Source organism: Alteromonas sp. ABD4_190, assembly GCF_056160105.1.
This window is the reverse complement of the sequence record NZ_JBSWWN010000001.1, coordinates 2,380,738-2,398,768: the sequence shown is the minus strand read 5'-3', so window position 1 is coordinate 2,398,768 and position 18,031 is coordinate 2,380,738. Positions and strand designations below refer to the sequence as shown.

Annotated in this window: 18 protein-coding genes; 8 read left to right on the top strand and 10 right to left on the bottom strand. The window is 45.3% G+C overall.

Features of this window, described 5'->3' with window-relative positions; genetic code table 11:
* The first annotated feature begins 48 nt into the window (after window positions 1-48).
* Entirely contained in the window at window positions 49-2,166 is a 2,118-nt protein-coding gene (locus tag ACXAFM_RS10605) for a TonB-dependent receptor plug domain-containing protein (RefSeq protein WP_474834514.1), read from the top strand.
* Between the two features lie 76 nt (window positions 2,167-2,242).
* Here ACXAFM_RS10605 and ACXAFM_RS10600 read toward each other — a convergent pair whose 3' ends face one another.
* The gene (locus ACXAFM_RS10600; RefSeq protein WP_474834512.1) at window positions 2,243-3,013 is read right to left on the bottom strand and encodes a sulfite exporter TauE/SafE family protein; all 771 of its coding nucleotides are present in this window, start codon (window positions 3,011-3,013) and stop codon (window positions 2,243-2,245) included.
* Between the two features lie 115 nt (window positions 3,014-3,128).
* Here ACXAFM_RS10600 and ACXAFM_RS10595 point away from each other — a divergent pair, with 115 nt between their 5' ends.
* On the top strand, window positions 3,129-3,305 hold the full coding sequence (locus ACXAFM_RS10595) for a hypothetical protein (protein WP_201282662.1): 177 nt from the start codon (window positions 3,129-3,131) through the stop codon (window positions 3,303-3,305).
* A 321-nt stretch (window positions 3,306-3,626) separates the two neighbouring features.
* On the top strand, window positions 3,627-4,049 hold the full coding sequence (locus ACXAFM_RS10590) for a YybH family protein (RefSeq protein ID WP_474834510.1): 423 nt from the start codon (window positions 3,627-3,629) through the stop codon (window positions 4,047-4,049).
* 224 nt (window positions 4,050-4,273) lie between these two features.
* Here ACXAFM_RS10590 and ACXAFM_RS10585 read toward each other — a convergent pair whose 3' ends face one another.
* Both ACXAFM_RS10585 and ACXAFM_RS10580 read right to left on the bottom strand, forming a co-directional pair.
* Complete coding sequence (locus tag ACXAFM_RS10585; protein WP_474834508.1) at window positions 4,274-5,689, bottom strand: 5-methyltetrahydrofolate--homocysteine methyltransferase; 1,416 nt, start codon at window positions 5,687-5,689, stop codon at window positions 4,274-4,276.
* A 40-nt stretch (window positions 5,690-5,729) separates the two neighbouring features.
* A complete protein-coding gene (locus ACXAFM_RS10580; RefSeq protein ID WP_474834506.1) occupies window positions 5,730-8,153 on the bottom strand; it encodes a TonB-dependent receptor in 2,424 nt (807 codons plus the stop codon).
* A gap of 90 nt (window positions 8,154-8,243) precedes the next feature.
* On the opposite strand from ACXAFM_RS10580, the gene ACXAFM_RS10575 reads away from it, so the two are divergent.
* From ACXAFM_RS10575 to ACXAFM_RS10560, 4 genes are all read left to right on the top strand, one after another.
* Window positions 8,244-8,897, top strand: a complete 654-nt coding sequence (locus ACXAFM_RS10575; RefSeq protein WP_474834504.1) for a ZrgA family zinc uptake protein — start codon at window positions 8,244-8,246, stop codon at window positions 8,895-8,897.
* Between the two features lie 70 nt (window positions 8,898-8,967).
* Window positions 8,968-9,444, top strand: a complete 477-nt coding sequence (locus ACXAFM_RS10570; RefSeq protein ID WP_474834503.1) for a MerC domain-containing protein — start codon at window positions 8,968-8,970, stop codon at window positions 9,442-9,444.
* Between the two features lie 95 nt (window positions 9,445-9,539).
* A complete protein-coding gene (gene folE2 / locus ACXAFM_RS10565) occupies window positions 9,540-10,466 on the top strand; it encodes a GTP cyclohydrolase FolE2 (RefSeq protein WP_474834501.1) in 927 nt (308 codons plus the stop codon).
* Between the two features lie 62 nt (window positions 10,467-10,528).
* Complete coding sequence (locus tag ACXAFM_RS10560; protein ID WP_474834499.1) at window positions 10,529-11,326, top strand: 5'-nucleotidase, lipoprotein e(P4) family; 798 nt, start codon at window positions 10,529-10,531, stop codon at window positions 11,324-11,326.
* Window positions 11,327-11,344: 18 nt separating this feature from the next.
* Here ACXAFM_RS10560 and ACXAFM_RS10555 read toward each other — a convergent pair whose 3' ends face one another.
* Genes ACXAFM_RS10555 through ACXAFM_RS10545 form a run of 3 tightly spaced genes read right to left on the bottom strand, consistent with a single transcriptional unit; the run spans window position 11,345 to window position 13,122 of the window.
* Entirely contained in the window at window positions 11,345-12,073 is a 729-nt protein-coding gene (locus ACXAFM_RS10555) for a DUF3299 domain-containing protein (RefSeq protein WP_474834497.1), read from the bottom strand.
* Between the two features lie 15 nt (window positions 12,074-12,088).
* Complete coding sequence (locus ACXAFM_RS10550; RefSeq protein ID WP_474834495.1) at window positions 12,089-12,535, bottom strand: hypothetical protein; 447 nt, start codon at window positions 12,533-12,535, stop codon at window positions 12,089-12,091.
* 5 nt (window positions 12,536-12,540) lie between these two features.
* Complete coding sequence (locus tag ACXAFM_RS10545; RefSeq protein ID WP_474834494.1) at window positions 12,541-13,122, bottom strand: DUF3299 domain-containing protein; 582 nt, start codon at window positions 13,120-13,122, stop codon at window positions 12,541-12,543.
* A 195-nt stretch (window positions 13,123-13,317) separates the two neighbouring features.
* On the opposite strand from ACXAFM_RS10545, the gene ACXAFM_RS10540 reads away from it, so the two are divergent.
* Window positions 13,318-15,192, top strand: a complete 1,875-nt coding sequence (locus ACXAFM_RS10540; protein ID WP_474834492.1) for a tetratricopeptide repeat-containing diguanylate cyclase — start codon at window positions 13,318-13,320, stop codon at window positions 15,190-15,192.
* 73 nt (window positions 15,193-15,265) lie between these two features.
* Here the strand turns inward: ACXAFM_RS10540 and ACXAFM_RS10535 are convergent, their stop codons facing one another.
* From ACXAFM_RS10535 to ACXAFM_RS10520, 4 genes are read right to left on the bottom strand one after another with little or no spacing between them, the layout of a single operon-like run.
* Complete coding sequence (locus ACXAFM_RS10535; RefSeq protein WP_474834490.1) at window positions 15,266-16,246, bottom strand: AgmX/PglI C-terminal domain-containing protein; 981 nt, start codon at window positions 16,244-16,246, stop codon at window positions 15,266-15,268.
* The gene (locus tag ACXAFM_RS10530) at window positions 16,239-16,778 is read right to left on the bottom strand and encodes an ExbD/TolR family protein (RefSeq protein WP_474834488.1); all 540 of its coding nucleotides are present in this window, start codon (window positions 16,776-16,778) and stop codon (window positions 16,239-16,241) included. Before ACXAFM_RS10530 ends, ACXAFM_RS10535 begins: the two co-directional genes overlap by 8 nt.
* Complete coding sequence (locus tag ACXAFM_RS10525; protein WP_474834486.1) at window positions 16,775-17,359, bottom strand: ExbD/TolR family protein; 585 nt, start codon at window positions 17,357-17,359, stop codon at window positions 16,775-16,777. Before ACXAFM_RS10525 ends, ACXAFM_RS10530 begins: the two co-directional genes overlap by 4 nt.
* A 6-nt stretch (window positions 17,360-17,365) precedes the next feature.
* The gene (locus ACXAFM_RS10520) at window positions 17,366-18,031 is read right to left on the bottom strand and encodes a MotA/TolQ/ExbB proton channel family protein (protein ID WP_474829269.1); all 666 of its coding nucleotides are present in this window, start codon (window positions 18,029-18,031) and stop codon (window positions 17,366-17,368) included.

Sequence of the window (18,031 nt, the reverse complement as noted above, 5' to 3'; positions counted from 1 at the left end):
CACGCATGGTTTAACCGTGCACACGTTCGTTTATTTAATGGAATTGTTATGAAGCATTCTTTACTGGCATTCGCTGTAACAGCTGCCTGCACATCTGCACACGTTTATGCAAACACATCTGAGTTCATTGATAGCGCTTCAACAGAAGTGATTACAGTTATTGGCTCTTCGCTTAAGGATAATACAGTAGAAATTGAGCGAGAAACGGTGGCCGCCGCAACCAATATAGACGCTGATTTTGGCGATCAGTTAGCGCAACTGCCTGGCGTATCCGTTTCCCGAAACGGGCCGGTTACAGGTCTTATTCAATACCGAGGGCTGTTTGGCGATAGGGTCGGTGTATCTATCGACGGTGTCGATATAGCGGGCGCTGGGCCTAACTCCATGGACTCGCCATTATCCCACGTACTACCAGAGCCAGGTCTTACTGCTACTTTGTATCGCGGTATTGTACCTGTGAGTGCTGGGGTGCAAACGCTAGGTGGAAAGCTGCGAATTAACGCCGATGCGGCATCTCTTTTTGCTTTAGGTAGCGGTATTACTGGCAGTGTAAATGCAAGTTTAATTGGCCCGGGTAGCGGACAACAATACCAAGGCTATGTGCTTTACAAAACGGACCAAGCTTTCATTAGCGGCGCCTTCATGCATCAGCAGCGTGATGAGCGAGAATCGGGCGATAACGCCGTTATACCTAATAGCTACTACCAAAGAAATGGCGGCAAATTTAGGCTTGGCTATGAATGGGGAAAGCACCAATTCGATGCTAGCTATCAACAGCTAAATACGAATGAGAGCGGCACACCAGCGCTCGCCATGGATATAGGTTTTATTGATGCAGCATGGTACCGACTAGGTTATCGCTACAACGCCGGCGAAGCAGAGTACTTTGCTATAAATTGGTTTGGCAACAGTAACCAACATGCCATGGATAACTTTTCCCAGCGCATGGTGATGTCTGAGAGCATGGCTAGAGAGAATAATGCAGACGCTATCGCTCAGGGCTTGGATGCCAAGTATGTTATACCGTTGGATAACGGCGAGCTTGAACTGGGCGCTTATCTACACCACAGCCGAAACAACTCTGTTATTACTAACCCAAATAACGGTATGTTCTTTGTAGATAACTTTACAAATGTACAAAGAGATACTGCGAGTATTTATGCCCAATGGACAATAAACAAAGAAGCCTATTCGTCTACTTATGGTGCGCGATACACCCGCGTTAATATGGATGCTGGAGAAGCGGGTTCTAACATGGTGATGATGAACCCAGCAGTTGCTACGTTAGCCAGTAATTTTAACACCGCTGAGCGTGACGAAAACTACAACATGTTAGATATAGCCGCTACCACCCGCTACCATGCGAGCGACTCGCTCGATATCGTGCTTGGTATTTCTCAGAAAAATCGCGCTCCTACCTATTTCGAACGTTATACCTGGCTGCCACTTGGCATCTCGGGCGGCATGGCTGACGGCTTTAACTACATAGGCAACCTCGAGTTAGACAATGAAACTGCGCGTAAATTAGATGTGGGTGTTGATTACACCTATAAAAATTGGACTATCTCTCCACGCCTTTTCTATCAAGACATAGAAGACTACATTACCGGCTCACCTAGTACGAATATGGCGGCGAACATGGTATCTACCATGACGGCTGGTACAGCGCCATTTCAGTGGACGAATACCGACGCTGTTATCAAAGGTGTGGATATGACGGTGCAAGGCGAGCTTAGTGAAAACCTAAGCTTGCGAGCAGTAGCAACCATTCAGCATGGTAACCGTGATGACATTGATGACGCTTTGTTCCGCATTGCGCCAGAGCAGTTAACAACAACAGTTCAATGGAATACTCAGGTATTAGACGCGCCGCTTCAGATGCAGCTTACATCTGAATTAGCAGGTGCACAAAACCACGTTTCAGCTCTGCAAAATGAAGCATCTACAGCAGGGTATGGGTTGGTTCACATTACGGGGCTTTTAACACTTCTTGATAATGCGCAGTCGAATCTTCAGGTTACGGCAACTATTCATAACCTGTTTGACAAACAATATGCCCCACACACAGCCGGCATTAATCGTGTAATGAATGCCGATGTGGAAGTAGGTGAGCGCGTGCCTAGTGCTGCAAGGGAGTGGCATCTGTCGCTGAGCTATCGCTTTTAAATAAAAGCCAAAAGCAAGCAACAAAAAAACTAAGAAAACGTAGAGCTTAAGAAGCTAACTTCTTAAGCTCTTTTTTCTATAACAAGCTAGCTATAGCCTGCCATAGCAGGCGAAGGGCTAAAAGCGTCACTACAATCTTAAACGCCAGCATAAACTTCTCCGCCGGCACACGCTTTAATACTTTCAAGCCGAAAAATGTGCCGAGCGCACCACTGGCAATCATAATGATGATAAGCCCCGCCCACTGTGCAAATGAAAACCCTACAAAGGTAAATACGAAGGCTTTAAGGCCATGTTGCAGTGTCATACAGCTGGCAAACGTGCCGGTTATCTGCATTTTGCTGTAATTATTTCGGTGTACAAATGCCGCAACCAAAGGCCCGGTGGCACCTACAAACATTGAAACCAAGGTGGTTACCAACCCCGCCAATGTTCTACCCGCAGGCCTCATTTCTTGTGCTTTGGGTTTACTCCCCCACACTAAGAATAGGATAAATGCGGCAACCGCAAATTGAATTATCACCAGCGGCAGCTGAACCACAATAAACGACGCCAAGAAAGCGCCGACGATTGCGCCTAGAGAAAAATATTTCAGCATATTCCAGTCGATATGCTTCGCCGTCATTAGTGCACGGTTTCCATTGGAACCAAGCTGCACTAACCCGTGAACGGGGATCAGCGCACTAACCGGCACAGTACCAGCCATTACAGCAAGTAATAAAACCCCGCCGCCAATACCTAATGTTGCTGTCATCATAGACGTAAAGAATGATGTGACAACAAGCACCACTGACGTTGACATCGACAACGCATCATTAGCCGTTAACCAACTATAAAGTAAATTCAAGATTTAAACTCCACAACAATTTATGATGCCTTTACGACGTTTCAGTGATCACAACCTCACCTTTATTCGTTCAAATAATAGACAACAATGAAGTATGGCACATGAGGCTTTTATCATGTCTTCAGTTAACTACTTAAACAAAGCACTTCAAATATTAAGTGACAGAAATAGTACAAAAGATGCCAAGCTTGTTGCTAGACAAATTCTTCATAACAGTGGCTTTACTGATGAAGACATCTATGAATGTTTGAAACAGGGCTCGACTATTCGCATTACCATATTTGAAGCCTAAACTAGCAACAAGTCCAATTGTCATCGCTTATTCTCCAGACCATATGTGGCTAACTTGTTCGCCTAAAAAACCCATTGACTTTCTCTTTGGTGCAAAGGATACTCAGGTCATTAAATACTCACTAGCAGCGCACTGTTTTTAAATACTATGCCTAAAAACACGAATACACATACTGCTTACTCAGCGACTGCGCTGATTATTATTCTCGCTATTCTAAGGAATGGGCGGGTTAGCTAGTGCGTAATTAGAATTCACTAAACCCGCCGCAAAGGCGGGTTTTTTATTGGCTCGTCTTGCGGTAAAAAGAACGGAACGACAGCCATGAACAATCCAATATCTCACGTGTTACAACAGTTGCATGACGCAGTAAACCGCGGCGATCAAGACGCCTTATCCCAATGTTATGCTAGCGATGCAACAGTGGTCGCGACCCCCATGTCCAGTTCAACGCAAAACCTGGCTACAGACGAACATGCCACGCAGCGCGACTGCGTTAACGCCCTACTTAAATTTCAAAAGAAATTCATGCCCGATCATTTGGTTACCACCGGAGACGAACGGGTTATACAAGCCGGTGACGTAGCGCTAGTCGTCGCTAAGCTTTACCTTGTTCCCAAAGCCACACCCAACGCCTTACCCTGCGAGGGCAAGCGCGCCGTTTACGTTCTTCAAAGGGATGTAAATGGTGAATGGCGCTGTGTCATCGATAACTTCTTCGGTACTGACTTGTTAGATTTTGCGTGACCTACACCAACATACGAATTCAGAATCGATAACGGTAAAAAGCAATTGAGAAACAGACGCTTTTTTATATAAGGCGGAGAAAAAAGCGAGGGCTGTTATAAACAAAATTAACGAATGTTTAATAAATATGAAAAATTCAAAAAATAAGGGCATATCGCTATGCCCTTAATCTGTGTATTGCTAGATTCAAACACTTATTAGCGTTTGTAAAATACTACGCCTGATTAGTGATCGTGACCGTCGTGCTCGTGTTCTTCTGCAATACCTAGCCAAACTGCACCTGCAGGCTCAAAATCCAGTTCAAGCAAGGTTTCCGTGGTCTCAGTTTCCAAATCAACAGCAAGGATAACTTGCGCAACAGGGTCAACAACAAACAAGGTTTCTTCGTGTTGCGATGCTGCCATGCTAAATGACTGACCTTCTGCTAGGTTTGCCGCGCTGGCACTGGCCACATCAATCTTGTGCACAAACTCCCAGTGAGTGTCACCATCTTCCTCGTGCGCTTCTAGCAGCGTTACAAAACCTTTGTCATCTAGAATTGCAAAGAATTCGCCGCCCATTGAGAAACCGTATGACACAGCTTGAGCATCAGTCTCTGGCTGCCAATCAATTACACTCATGGTGCTGGTTACAGGCGACACATTGGCCAAGATGGCACTACCGCCACCATGTTGTGAAGCAATACCAATAAACGCTTCTGCGTGTTCATGTCCATACATTGTGCCAATGCGCAGATCGCCAAGCCCATCAATGTTGTCGATAAACGTGCTGGTAAATACCTCATCACCATCGTTGAGAATTAATACGCCGTCGCTACAGCCAAATGCCACAGCGATTTCGTTTTGAGCTGCGCCATGTAAGTCAGCACATTCACCGTCAAAACGTTGCTCTTCTTCGTACTCGCCATCATGCCAGTGATATACCGCAACGCTGTCTGGCAAGATTGGATTAGCAGAACGAGACTCTGCATCATCACGACGTACAGTACTAATTAGCATGTCTCCACGCGGTTCCGCGACACCGTGCATATTTACAGTAAATTCCAAAGTAGGAACTTCTGTAATTTCACTGGCAATTTGGGTATCGGTTACCACTTTTACCGCTGCCGGCATGCTGGTATCGGCATTTCCGTCGTAAAACACAGCAAGTTGACCGTCGTGTGTTACTACGTGAGTCGGTTGACTCCCTTCAAGTGTGAAACCAGACAGGCTTGGGGCTTCTTCATAGTCGTGCAGGTGCTCTACGTGATCTTCTCGCCATAATCCACCATCAAGAAACTCAGTTAATCCGTTTGCTCGGCTGTTGATGACTGCAAAGCGATAGTCTGCAGAGGCGCTTACACTACTTCCATCAAAGGTTGCAGAAAACGTATCAAGTACTGAATTATCATCTAGATCAAAGACAGTGAGCGTATTTGATGCAGCATCGGCAACAACCAATCTGCCTTCACTTTCAATTTCATAATCTGAGTCGTGGTCGTCGTGGTCGTCGTGGTCGTCGTGGTCGTCGTGGTCGTCGTGGTCGTGATCATCCTCTGGCACCTCAATAGGATCCAGCTCTACAATATTGGTTTCTGCATCACCACAGCCTGCAAGCAAAAGTGCGCTGGCTATGGCGCTTAGTACTAGTCTATTTTTCATGTGTGTATCCCTATCAATAATTCTTTTTTATAAGCTGATCTTAGAAATAACCGCGTACGCCGAAAGCAAAGTTTCTACCCGGACGTGGTGCAATATCTTTCAAAAACGAGGTGTGAACGCGCGCTTCTTCGTCGGTTAGGTTTTCACCGCTCAGATAAACCGATAAATCAATATCTCCCAAAGGAATGTCGTACGTGATTGAAGCATCAACAAGGGTGTAGCCGTCCGTTTCAGTCTCGAACGTCGAGATATCGTCTTGTTTTGCAAAATATGTGAGGTCTAAATCTGCGCGAATGTTATCTAACGTGTAGGCAACGTGTGAACCCACTCGCATGGGCGAAGTGCGAGGCAGTGCGCCACCATCTTTAAGGCGGGCTTTAACGTAGTCGGCGAAGAAATCGAGTTTTAGGTTGTCAGTGGTTTGCCAGGCAACTTGTAACTCAAAACCATGAAGAACGGCGTCAGCTGAATCAAACAGGTAAACAGGTAATTCATCGCTGTGTTCATCTTCGCTATGCTCTTCTTCACCGTGGCCTTCTTCATCGTGAGCATGGTCATGACCACTTTCAGCGAATAAGCCGGTTTCTTCTTGGAAGTAGTAGTTATCTACTTGGTTATAAAAAGCATTAAATACAAAGCCAACGTCACCCTGTGTTTTTCTGAACGTTAGGTCGATGTTATTTGCTGTCTCAAGATCGATTGCCATTTGAGAAAGCACAAACTCGCCTTCCTCTGACAAATCAAAGAGGGCGCCAATTTCATAAGTACGGGTGCCAATATGCGGGCCAAAAGAAAGAAGCTCAGAGGCAGAAGGGGCGCGCTCTGAACGGGAAAGTGAAACGCCCACGTTATAGCTTTCATTAATGGTATAAACCACACCCGCTGATAGCGATATAGGTGTAAACTCTTGATCTACCTCGAACTGTCGTACGAACTCGCTGCCTTCATGATCGTGCTCGTCGTGGGCATGCTCATCATGATCGTGGTCGTCATGTTTGTGTTCATCGCCATGGTCGTGAGCATCAAGCTCAGGTAACAGCACACTCGAAGCGTCCAGTGTTACTCTTTCTGCACGGGCCCCTAACTGAACCAGAAAATCACCAAAGTGACGCTCTTCCATGAGTGCTATAGCAAACATCTCCATTTCTGAAGGTGGTGTAAAGGCTTCTGCGCCTTGAGCAAATACATCGCTCCCTTTGTAATGAAGGCTGATACCACCGCGCCAGCCAGCCATGGGTTTATGCAATAACTCTACGCGAAGTTCTTCGGTTTCATTACTAAAAGTGGTACCTACTAAACCGCCCTCAACTTCAGCATGTTCATAATCGGTATAGCCCGCTCTAAAGTGAACACTTTGCAAAAAATCACTGGTAAAGTTGTACTCACCTAAAAGCTGATATTTAGTTTGCTCAAGATCAGCGAATACCGAAGTATCTCCGCCGTGACTGTGCCCAGGCACGCCGTATTCTCGCTCAAATCGCTCTACTGCTACGCCAACATAGCCTTGGTCGAATAAATAGCTGGTCCCTAACGTAAACCCATTCGATTCTTCGTTACTGTTTTCAACCACATTGGCGCCATCTGGGTCATCAATGTCAGGGGCAACAGGTGTTTCATAATCATTTGAATCGCGATAAAAACCGTCAGCGTAAAAGGCTATGTTGTCCACCCCAGTAGTCACGTTAAACGTTCCAAGTTTCTGGTCGTTAACGGTTTGCGTTTCTAATACAAATTCACCGCGCGTTTCAGTGGACGTGGGCACACGTTGGTCAACTACGTTCACCACACCGCCTATCGCACCGCTTCCGAAGAACAGGGTTGCTGGCCCACGCAGCACTTCAATTTGTTTAGCGGTTGAGGCTTCACTTGCTACTGCGTGGTCGGGGCCAACACGGGAAACGTCGCTCACATCCAAGCCATTTTGAGTAATCAGTACCCGTGGTCCGCTAAGGCCACGAATAATTGGCGTGCTCGCAACATTGCCATGGAAGTTAGACTGTACGCCGGGTAATTTTTCTAGCGTATCGCCCAGCGTGGCCGCTTGTTGACGACGTAGGGTTTCGCCAGATAACACGCTCACTGGAGTGGCCGATTCCATCACCGATAAATGCATAGGCGTGGCGTGCACGTCAATCACTTCGATAGCACTGCGCGCCAAAACAAAGTTAGCGCCACCCGCGCTGTCAGATTGAACTTGCGTATGCTCATGTAAGTGAGCGAAGCCAGAGGCGAATATATGAAGCGTATAGTCGCCCTCCTTTACGTTAGAGAAAGTAAACTCGCCCAGCTCGTTAGTGCTGGTAACACGCTTTAGCGCCTCAATTTCAACAGTTGCGTTGACGAGCGGCTTTCCGGCTGCATTAGTTACCGTGCCAGAAAGTGTTTGTGCCAGTACTGACGGAGATGCTAATAGCAACGCAGGCGCTAAAAGCGATAAGCCTAACGCCAATCGAGACAATTTCATTATTCTAACCTCTGAATTTTTGTAATGTGATAATGTATCAACTCTAGTTTTATGGTATGTTATACTGTAACAATTGCGCAAGAGGTAAAAATGAAAACCATTTCTATTACGTGGAAGAATTCACAAAAAGCGCCACGCGCCTCTTCAACTTTTCTAAAGGTAGGTGCTTTGGTCGGATTGAGCTTGGCTGGGTTGAGTTTCAACGCTGTTCATGCTGCACCTCATACTCACGGTGAAGGCAAGCTACAAATCCTGCAAGCGGGAAGTGAATGGCAGTTTGTGCTGCAGCTGCCTGCTGCTGATGTCCTGGGGTTTGAATACGCGCCATCCACGACTAGCGATAAAAAACGTTATGAAGAAACGCAAAAGGTTTTTCAGCGCTTTGACGACATTTTTACCCTAAGCAATGCGTGTGAATTACTCGATACCACACTTGAAAGCCCATGGGAGGTAGCTAACGAGCATGACGAGCATGACGAGCATGACGAGCATGACGAGCATGACGAGCATGACGAGCATGACGAGCATGAAAGTGAACACGAAGGCCATGCCCATCGCAACACGCATTCTGATTTTCGTGTCGCATACTTGCTTAGTTGCCAAGGCCCCGTAAAGCGTATTGAGATGACAGGGTTTCCCCATTGGCCAAGCCTGCAGCATGTTAATGCAATTTGGGTAACCAACAAAGGACAAGGCGCACTGGAGATAACTCCAAGTCAGCCAACCTTACTGATAAGCAGCTAGTTATATTTTTACTCTCTCAGGCGCAAGCTTCACCCATTATAGCTGCGCCATAGCAATTTTCGGACATATTATGAATTCGATATATCAAGGAAGCAGCGCAATGCCAAAAGTGCAGTTCATTTCAGACAGGCTCGCTATGCTCCTTTCATCGCTTTGCGTAATACATTGTTTATTAACGCCTATTCTATTGATTTCCATACCTGCATTGGCAAGTGTGTCAATGCTCAATGATGAAACCTTCCATCAAATATTGCTGTTCTTCGTGTTGCCCATTGGGGTTCTTGCACTTTCACTAGGCTACCTACATCACAAAAATAAGTGGGTAGTATTTGCTGGCGTTTTTGGCCTAACACTTTTAAGTAGTCCGCTGCTCGTTGAGTGGATAGGCTTAGGACACGAAGTGCTAGGTGAATATGGTGAAGTGATAATTACGGTAATCGCATCGTTTATTATCGTTGGTGCGCACCTGATTAACTATAGGCTTAGGTCGACCGTACAGGTGCCTACTTGCGAAGAGCGCGAGACCACCCAATCACAACCCTATTAGTTTCATCATAACCTCAAAAGCGGGTAATTCTTATCTAGCGAAGCTCGCAATATTAGTGATGTAAGCCGTTTTTGAGGTCTCATTCAGAGGTTATTTTGTCTAGTTTCAATCATTCCGACACGGTACTTCCCGATGTCACTACAGAGCATTCCACTGCGCAGCTTCCTGTTATTGATAATGTTGGTATGCAGGGTATTGCAATACCGCTACACGTGTTAGGTAAACGCGGAGAGCGTTTAGCTAGCCAAGCAAAGGTAGATGTAACGGTAAGTTTGGATCATCCCAACGCCAAAGGCATTCACATGTCTCGCTTGTACAGCTTGCTGCAGCGATATTTGAGCAACCAAGACTTACATAAGTCGGCACTTGTGTCGTTAATGAACGCGCTTATCGAGTCTCAAGATGGGCTGAGCAACAGCGCCCAGCTTAATCTACACTTTGACCTCACCGTGTCGCGTCCTGCGCTCATAAGTAGGATGTCAGGATATCAATCGTACCCTGCTTCACTTTGCGTAAGACGATCACCTGAACGTTATGAGGCACAGCTTAAGTTAAGAGTACCGTACTCTAGCACTTGTCCTTGTTCGGCCTCCCTCTCTCGCAAGGCGTTATCAGAAGTATTTGTGCAGCAATTCGAAGGAAAAGGTTTATGCGTAGAAGAAATGGGCGCTTGGCTCGCTTCTAAACAAGCCAGCATCGCCACGGCGCATGCACAGCGTTCCTTTGCCGATATAACCCTAGATTTAAGCGACAACGAGATCCCCGATTTTATTGGTATTATTGACCTGATAGAAAACGCGTTAGGCACACCGCTTCAAACCGCAGTTAAGCGTGAAGATGAACAGGCGTTTGCCAAGCGTAATGCTGAAAACCTAATGTTTGTAGAAGATTCGGTAAGGCGACTGCATGAAGCGTTAAGTACGTATTACCAAGCTACCTATTTTCGTGTAAAAGTAGAACATCAAGAAAGTCTGCATGCACACGACGCCATCGCTGAAATATCAGGCCCAGTTCATCGATAAGCTCAGACACCAATTGGTTGTTGGAGCAGGTAGACAGAAGAAACAATAAAAGGAAAATAACATTGTTATCTCTTAACAAGCTCTCTTACATCAGCAAAGCGGCGTGCATAGGCGCTGCAGTATCAGCTATTGCGGCATGCTCGTCTGCGCCCTCAACCCCGCTTGCTGGTGTAAAATCACACGCCCTGTCGAATGCCGTGATATACCAAACCAGTAGCAAAGAGTACCCTGTTCTTTCAAGTTTTGTGTACAACCAAGCCATTGCCGCACTGCCTACGCGTTTTGCTAATGGCGACGTTGTCGTCATGGATGTTGATGAAACCGTGCTAGATAATAGTACCTACCAAAAAGAACGCGAAAGTGTCGGCTTAGGTTATTCATCAAAAAGCTGGGCTGACTGGGTAAAGCGTGAAGAAGCCACATTAGTACCCGGCGTCGCTGATTTTATCGACGAGGTTATTAAGCGAAATGGAAAAGTGGCGCTTATTACGAATCGCGATAAAACGCTTGATAAGCACACGTGGAATAATCTTTTAGCACAAGGTTTACCGCTGACCACCAGCAATACCTGCGTAGTTGGCCGTACTGCTGAAGATAAAAAAGCAGTCGGACAAGAAGGTATGGTTAATGACAAAGACTTGCGAAGAATGCAGCTTACCCAAGGTAAAATCGCATGTTCAAATACGTCTAAAGATGCGACGTCTACGTGGGCTGTGCCTCACACTATTATCATGCAAATTGGCGACAACATTGAAGATGTGGGCGGCGTAACCCAAGAATCTGCCGACGTTGAGTTGCTCATGCCACGAGTGGGCACAGAGATTTTTATTCTGCCAAACCCCATGTACGGTTCTTGGTAGACCATTGATAAAGTAAAATCAACGAATGTCGCTTTCTATATGGAACGCGCCGTTCGTTAAATTAGCGTTGTCATCGTTAATGCCATTTCCCAGCCCTGAATAGGGCTTTACTTCTACCACGTCCAGTAAGTAAGCAGATGTGCCCTGAGGGTCTTCATACAACCCGGTAGAAAACTCACCCGAGAACGTATACGCCTGCTGGATGTCTATTCCTCTAATACCGCCTTGCTCGTGGGCATTATTCAACGAAACAAACACAATTTGATTTGGTGGCGGTGGTGGGTAATGAATGCACGCGCCGAAATAAGGCACAATGAAGAACGCCGTTATTTCTCGCTGTGCATTGACTTCTACAGGCACAATAAACCCGCTGAGTTCGACGTACTTGCCGTTAAATGTATCAACTGTATTCACCGAAATTAGCGCTTGCTGGTATTCATCGTCAAATGTGCGTTGAATAGACTGAAATACCTGTTCATGAAGGGGTAAATTCTGCTGAGGATTTTGAGTCGATCGGGTCTTGCCCAACAGCGCCTTTTCGGCGTCAGGTAACAGCGCGTCCCAAGATAAGGGTTGGAACTGTTGAACGGTAGTTAACCTGTGGCTGTCTTGATAAATCGCCGTGTTATTCTCGAAAAAACGCTCTATTACGCTATCAAGCTTACCCCTCAGGCCGAGCCCCACCAGCGCGCCCAATGCAATGAAAACAATAAGAGAAGCCAGTAAAACGTACGTGGCGCGCTTCATACATTATCCTAGCTTTTAACTTGCTAAAATTTTGACTTTGCGGGTGTAAGTTACCGGCACATTCTTTTTAAGCGCATAGACTTTTAGAACAAGTTCGTGTGTGCCTTCTTCTTGTGCCTGAAAGCTAATGGCTTGTTCGCCCTTTGTAGAAGACAAAGAAAAGCGCTGCGGCGAGAGTAGCGTTACGCCATCACTTGCCATCACATCTACGCTAACTTCTTTGTAGTTCGAAGGAATAGTAAATCGCAGCGGAACGGCTGACGCCTCAAGCTTAGCCACTTCTCGCTTTCTGTCGATATTGAGCGAAATAAGTGGCTCCTTAGCTGCCGCTAAATGCTGTTGCATCATGGGGTGTTGAAAGCCAAACTGCATGTTTCCCATACCTGCATGTAGTTCACACGCAGTACTATGAAATGCTATAAGACTTGATAAAATGGTAGCTGCAACGACTGTTTTTTTCATATCAGTTACTCCTCGTAAAGCGCGAAGCTGTCTAGCACTAACGAATAGGCAGATGTACCTAGTGCGCTTTCGTGGTTGTCTATTTTTACCGTGCCTTCAAACCAATAAGGGTCGTACAAGTTCTCAACTGCAATGCCTTCTTTGTATTCAACATACAAAATTTGATTCGGCGGCGGTGGCGGCATGTGTAAGCAAGCCCCAAAATACGGTACAACGAAAAAGGCGGTGGCTTTTTGTTCTTCGTTTTGCTCTAAAGGTACAATAAATCCGGGGATGCGAATAGCCTTCCCGTCAAACGCCTCTATCACTCGCGTCGACACTAACGCTTGTTGGTATCGCTGTGCTTGTTCATCTTCTAGCTGCTTTGAAGCAAAGTCATCGACAGAGTCGGCGGCAGAGCCATCGGCAATATCGTTTAAAAACTCAGGCCTGTTTAAAAGCGCGCTCAAATCGTCCTCGGGCATAAGAGCTACCCAGTCAATTTCTTCGTAATCGGCAGCTAGAATTGGATTTAACGCGCCAAACAAAATCAGTAGCGCCGCAATTAAACCGAATTTAACGCTAGAAAGCGTAGCAGAAAGTTTCACAAAAATGACTCACGAAATTTTTACATAATCACGTTATAACATATCGTAAAACAAGAGGCGAAGCTTTACGTTTATCTACTCACATTGTTAATTGAGCACTTCTATCACAAGAAAGTTAGCTCAATATTGTCGATGCTCGAAAAGAGCGACTATATTTTAGTGAATGGAGTTTTTCTGAAACAGGCACATAGTTGAATGTCTAAACTTGGATTGATAGTCGCGATTTTTGTTTTCACCGTTTCAATATTAAAACCTGTTTCCTCCTCTGCTAACCAGCTGAATTCAGCACCAAATGATGACGTCATAGCCGGTATCAAAGCACTACATCGAGCACCTGAAAAAGAAATGGCCAGATTGAAAACGCTGCTCGATGAAAATAAATCAGCGGCCAAACGTCATGAATGGGTATACCTTTATGCCTTAGGTAAAGAAAAACAGGGCGAATATGATGAAGCTTTAGCACTCGCAGAGAAATGCATAAGCGATGTTTACGCTAGTAGGCTAATGCAGCAACGCGCAAAATTGCTCAAAGCCAAAATACTTTCACGCAAAGGCGAAATACAAGAATCGATTAGCTTGCTCAACGCCGTTAAGCAGTGGTCTATGAACCACGGCGTAATACAATTGAATATTGGCGTATTAATGACACTAGGTACTACTTTTGAAAATATTGAAGAACCTAAGCTTGCTCTTGATAACTATCTCTCCGCTTATGAATTCGCTACACAGTTCAAGACACAAGTCCCTACCTCTCATATTGCTGGTCTGATAGGCACTATTTATTTGCAGCAGTCTAAATTCGAAGAAGCAAAAGCATATTTAAACGAAGCTTATGAATTTGCGGTTAAAAAGAAAAACACTGTTAATCAAAGTCGGGTAGCAGAAAAGCTTGCTCGAACAGAGCTAGGGCTTTCAAACTTTAAAGCCTCCGCGCGCTTTTTTGAATTAGCCATAGAGATTGCAAGAAAAAACAATAACTCCCTCCTACTAGCCAAAGCCCTACTCGGCAAAGGGGAAATGTTGTTAGCGCAAGGGAATACCTCTGAGGCAGCCAGCGCCGCTCACCTTTTATTTGAAGAAGCAAGCGACCTAGCCCGTGATTTAGACTCTACTACTATTTACTTTAACTCGCTTATAGCGCTTTCTCGTCTGGCGCTGTCCAGCGGAGACAAAACAGAGGCATTAGAGATGGTTAGGCTTGCAGAAGAGGTAATAGCGAGCGCAGAAGCAGGCGTTGCCCATTTGGAAGCCGCTTATCTTAAACTGTCTATTCTTGAAAGGCTTGGCAACGAGCAAGATACGATAGACGCGCTCAAGCACTACATTGAATTAAATAAGAAAATAATCGAATCACTAGATAAGTCGCGGGTACAAATAATTCGAACGCTTTACGAACTAGACGAAATTCAGGCAGAAAATAGCGACTTAAAAGCTATCACTCAATTACAAGAAGAAAAGCTTGCGCTTAACCAGCAACGAAATTTTTTATTAGCTGTAATCACTGGGTTATGTCTAATACTAAGCCTACTACTGTTTTTACTCTACATTAAGCGTGCGCGTTACCAGAAAAGATTAGAACGGCTTGCTACTACCGATGCATTAACCCGCTTTTATAACCGGGTCAAAATTCTAGAGTTACTGGAAGGATCGCTCGCCACCTTTGAAGCGGCTAACGAAAAATTTTACGTAGCAATGTTAGACATCGATTTCTTCAAATCTATCAATGATAACTATGGTCACAAAATGGGCGATGATGCATTGCGCCTATTCGCGAGCACTGCGCGACAGCTTTTTACTAAACACGTCGATATGGGCAGGTTAGGAGGTGAAGAGTTTCTGTTTATATTCCATTGCGCTAAAGAAGACCAAATTTACAAACAGCTTGATCGCTTCCGTCAGACGCTAAAAATAGCCTCTGCCAGTCAACTCTGTGCAGACATTAAATTAACATTCTCAGCAGGATTAAAAGTAATTGAGTCACCGCAAAGCACTACTGCCATTTTAGAAGACACAGACAGAGCCCTTTATGAAGCGAAAGAAACAGGCAGAGATAAAACAGCTGTAGTTTAATGTTTATAATGTGATAGACATCAATGGGAAAAAACTAAGGCCAGAGCGAAAGCTAGGCCTTAATTCTATAAGGTTAAAACGGTAGAAAATTAAATGCGTATTCAAGTTTAGTCTGAGCCACGTCAGCAGCACCGAAGTTAATCATACGAATGCGTGCTAGAAGCTTACTCTCAAGCGCTTCATCTTCTAATTCGCTATTTACCAATGTAACCGAAGACAAACTTCCACTAGGTTCTATCGTTAAGCTAACCGTGACTTTACCTTCTAGGTCAGGGTTTTGACGGAGCGCTCTTCGATAAAGGGCGTAAACGGCACCTTTATTCGCATCTAATACTTTGCGTATTTGCTCTATATCTCTATTACCTATCACTTGAGATTCAACTTCGATGCGCTTGGCAGCGAGAGATGCGGCACCCTCCTCAGGCGCAGTAAACTCTGTAGTGCGACGCCCTTCTAGCTCACCTTTAGCCCCAATATTTTGACTAATACTCGCGTTTTTTAAACTGCCAGACGTTGGCGTTGCAATCTGTTTACCTATCCGCTTTCTGCTGGTTTGCTCTTGTTCACCTGCACCTTCAATGGTTTTCGTGTTGGCCACATTTGCTAGGTTGATATCGCTTCGCATGCTGGCTAAATCATCTGAAAATGCCAATAACCCGGTCTGCTTTGCGTTTTCCCGTGCTTCAGCCACTTTTTCTTCTTTCGTCTTTTCCACCGGAACAGGTCTGGGCTTTACCGCAGGCTGAACTTTCTTAACAGGCTGCTGTGGCTTTGGCTTAGGCTTTATCTCCTCTTTTGGCTGTTCAACCTTAGGTTGTGGCTTAGGTTTCACTTCAGGAGGCGGTGGCAACGGCTTTGGCTTTAGTATGCGAGCAAGTTGAGGCGGTAACGTCTCTTTCTCTTCGCGAGTTTGCTCAGGTAGTTGAACCCAATTGATAACCAAAGCAAAAGCAACAGCAATAATAAGACAAGCATAGGTTATTTTACTGAAAAGCCTGTTCTCTTGTTCGCTCGACGACCAAGGCAATTGAGTTTGAAAATAGATGCTACTCATCACCGCCCTCCTTCGTCATGATTTGCTCTACTGCCAAAGATACATCTGTATAGCCAGCTTCTGCACAGGTATACATAATTCTTTTTAATAACGCATACGGCACAGACTGATCGCCCATCACAGTGATCGCTCTAGCTATTGGGCCGCCACCATCTTGAATATCCGAAGGAGTATCACGCCCCTTTTCATCAGCTTTTTTCGCACGGTAGTTTAGCTCTTCTAATAGCGAGGTAATTGTACTTTCTTGGTTTTCTAAGACATCACTCACAGCCGCGACTTTATTACCCTGCAGCACGATATCTTCGTTGTTAACAAGAATAAGCAATGTCTCCTTAGCAGGCTTTTCGCTCACTGCTTCTGGCAAAGTAACCGACTTATGATTATCTAGCACTTGCACATCGGACGCATTCAGCATTAAAAAAAACACAAGAATGGTAAATATATCCATTAACGATACGAGACTAAGTTTTGCTTGTTGACTATGGCGCTTGTGATTTCGAGCCATGCGCTTGGCTTGCACAGATTGTTTCACAACACCTCCTCAGCACTAGAAGGTGAAGTATCTCCGCTTTCAGCCCACTCTATGCGAGACATGTCTTCAGGCACCTCTGCGAATGAAACATCAGGAAATAGCTCTGCATCTACTACTGACGCAGCAACAACGTCTTTGTAAGAACGTGTTTTTTCTAATAATGTTACAATAGTCTGATAATTTACATCGTCTTCAATCATTAAGACGATGTCACTTTTTTCAGTTCCTTTTGCCAATAAGGTTTGCTTCAACTGCTTAAGAACTAGCTGAATTCCATCCCAATCTTGATTTACTCGGCCCTGCTCAGTATTTTTCATCACTGGCAGCTGTTGCACTAAATAACCCGCAGGGAAATATATTGCGCTACCTTGTGAAGTTACCACCAATTCGATTTGCTGACTTTCAATACTTGCCCCGTCGCCTAGCACTTCTAACCCAGGTAGTTTCAACTCAACTACGGTTATGCGAGAAAATACCATCATCATGAGTAGAACTGGTACCAACACAATCATCAAGTTAAGAAACGAGGTAATATCCAGTTCTGCGTCAGGCTTTCTCAGGCGTTTACGTTTGCCTAACATGATTATTTACTCATCTGTATCGCGACTAAGTGACGCTACTGCTTTTTTTGCCATAAGTGCATTAAGGCACTTCACGCCAGCCATCTCCATACTGTCTACAATCTCGGTAGTTTTAGATTGAAGCACTGAGTGGAAGCCCAGCAGTGGTATGGCAGCAATCAAGCCAAAAGCAGTGGTATTCATGGCAATTGAAATGCTTTGCGACAACAGACTGGCTTTTTCAGAAGGGTCTGCGTTTGCTACTGCTGAGAATGCTGCGATTAAGCCAATGATGGTCCCCAATAGACCAAGCAAGGTAGAAATGTTAGCCAGGGTGCCTAAGTACGGTGTGCGCTTCTCAAGGCGGGGAATAGTTTCCATTAACCCTTCTTCCATTGCATACTCGATATCTTCCCGACGGGGGCTGACTTGAAGGCGAGCAATGCCGGCCCCAATAACACGACTGATGGGAGCTTTTCCTTGCTCACCCAAACGACGAACCTGATCGTATTGCTGGCTGCTTAAAAGCGGCTCTAGTTCGGCAAAAGCACGTTTATTTGTGCGCTTCGCTGCGCTTAAGAAAAAGTAACGCTCAAGAGCAATGGCGATTCCAATTGCTAGCACGATAGCAATTGGAAACATAAAAGGGCCACCTTCTTGAAAAAAGCGAACGACTACTTCGAAGACTTGCAT

Bases quoted from the DNA above. Each gene is read 5' to 3' on its own strand.
- ACXAFM_RS10550 (WP_474834495.1), bottom strand. From the start codon at position 12,535: ATGAAAAAAACAGTCGTTGCAGCTACCATTTTATCAAGTCTTATAGCA.
- ACXAFM_RS10540 (WP_474834492.1), top strand. From the start codon at position 13,318: ATGTCTAAACTTGGATTGATAGTCGCGATTTTTGTTTTCACCGTTTCA.
- ACXAFM_RS10595 (WP_201282662.1), top strand. From the start codon at position 3,129: ATGTCTTCAGTTAACTACTTAAACAAAGCACTTCAAATATTAAGTGAC.
- ACXAFM_RS10605 (WP_474834514.1), top strand. From the start codon at position 49: ATGAAGCATTCTTTACTGGCATTCGCTGTAACAGCTGCCTGCACATCT.
- ACXAFM_RS10525 (WP_474834486.1), bottom strand. From the start codon at position 17,359: ATGTTAGGCAAACGTAAACGCCTGAGAAAGCCTGACGCAGAACTGGAT.
- ACXAFM_RS10535 (WP_474834490.1), bottom strand. From the start codon at position 16,246: ATGAGTAGCATCTATTTTCAAACTCAATTGCCTTGGTCGTCGAGCGAA.
- ACXAFM_RS10580 (WP_474834506.1), bottom strand. From the start codon at position 8,153: ATGAAATTGTCTCGATTGGCGTTAGGCTTATCGCTTTTAGCGCCTGCG.
- ACXAFM_RS10520 (WP_474829269.1), bottom strand. From the start codon at position 18,031: ATGCAAGTCTTCGAAGTAGTCGTTCGCTTTTTTCAAGAAGGTGGCCCT.
- ACXAFM_RS10570 (WP_474834503.1), top strand. From the start codon at position 8,968: ATGAATTCGATATATCAAGGAAGCAGCGCAATGCCAAAAGTGCAGTTC.
- ACXAFM_RS10555 (WP_474834497.1), bottom strand. From the start codon at position 12,073: ATGAAGCGCGCCACGTACGTTTTACTGGCTTCTCTTATTGTTTTCATT.
- ACXAFM_RS10590 (WP_474834510.1), top strand. From the start codon at position 3,627: ATGAACAATCCAATATCTCACGTGTTACAACAGTTGCATGACGCAGTA.
- ACXAFM_RS10585 (WP_474834508.1), bottom strand. From the start codon at position 5,689: ATGAAAAATAGACTAGTACTAAGCGCCATAGCCAGCGCACTTTTGCTT.
- ACXAFM_RS10575 (WP_474834504.1), top strand. From the start codon at position 8,244: ATGAAAACCATTTCTATTACGTGGAAGAATTCACAAAAAGCGCCACGC.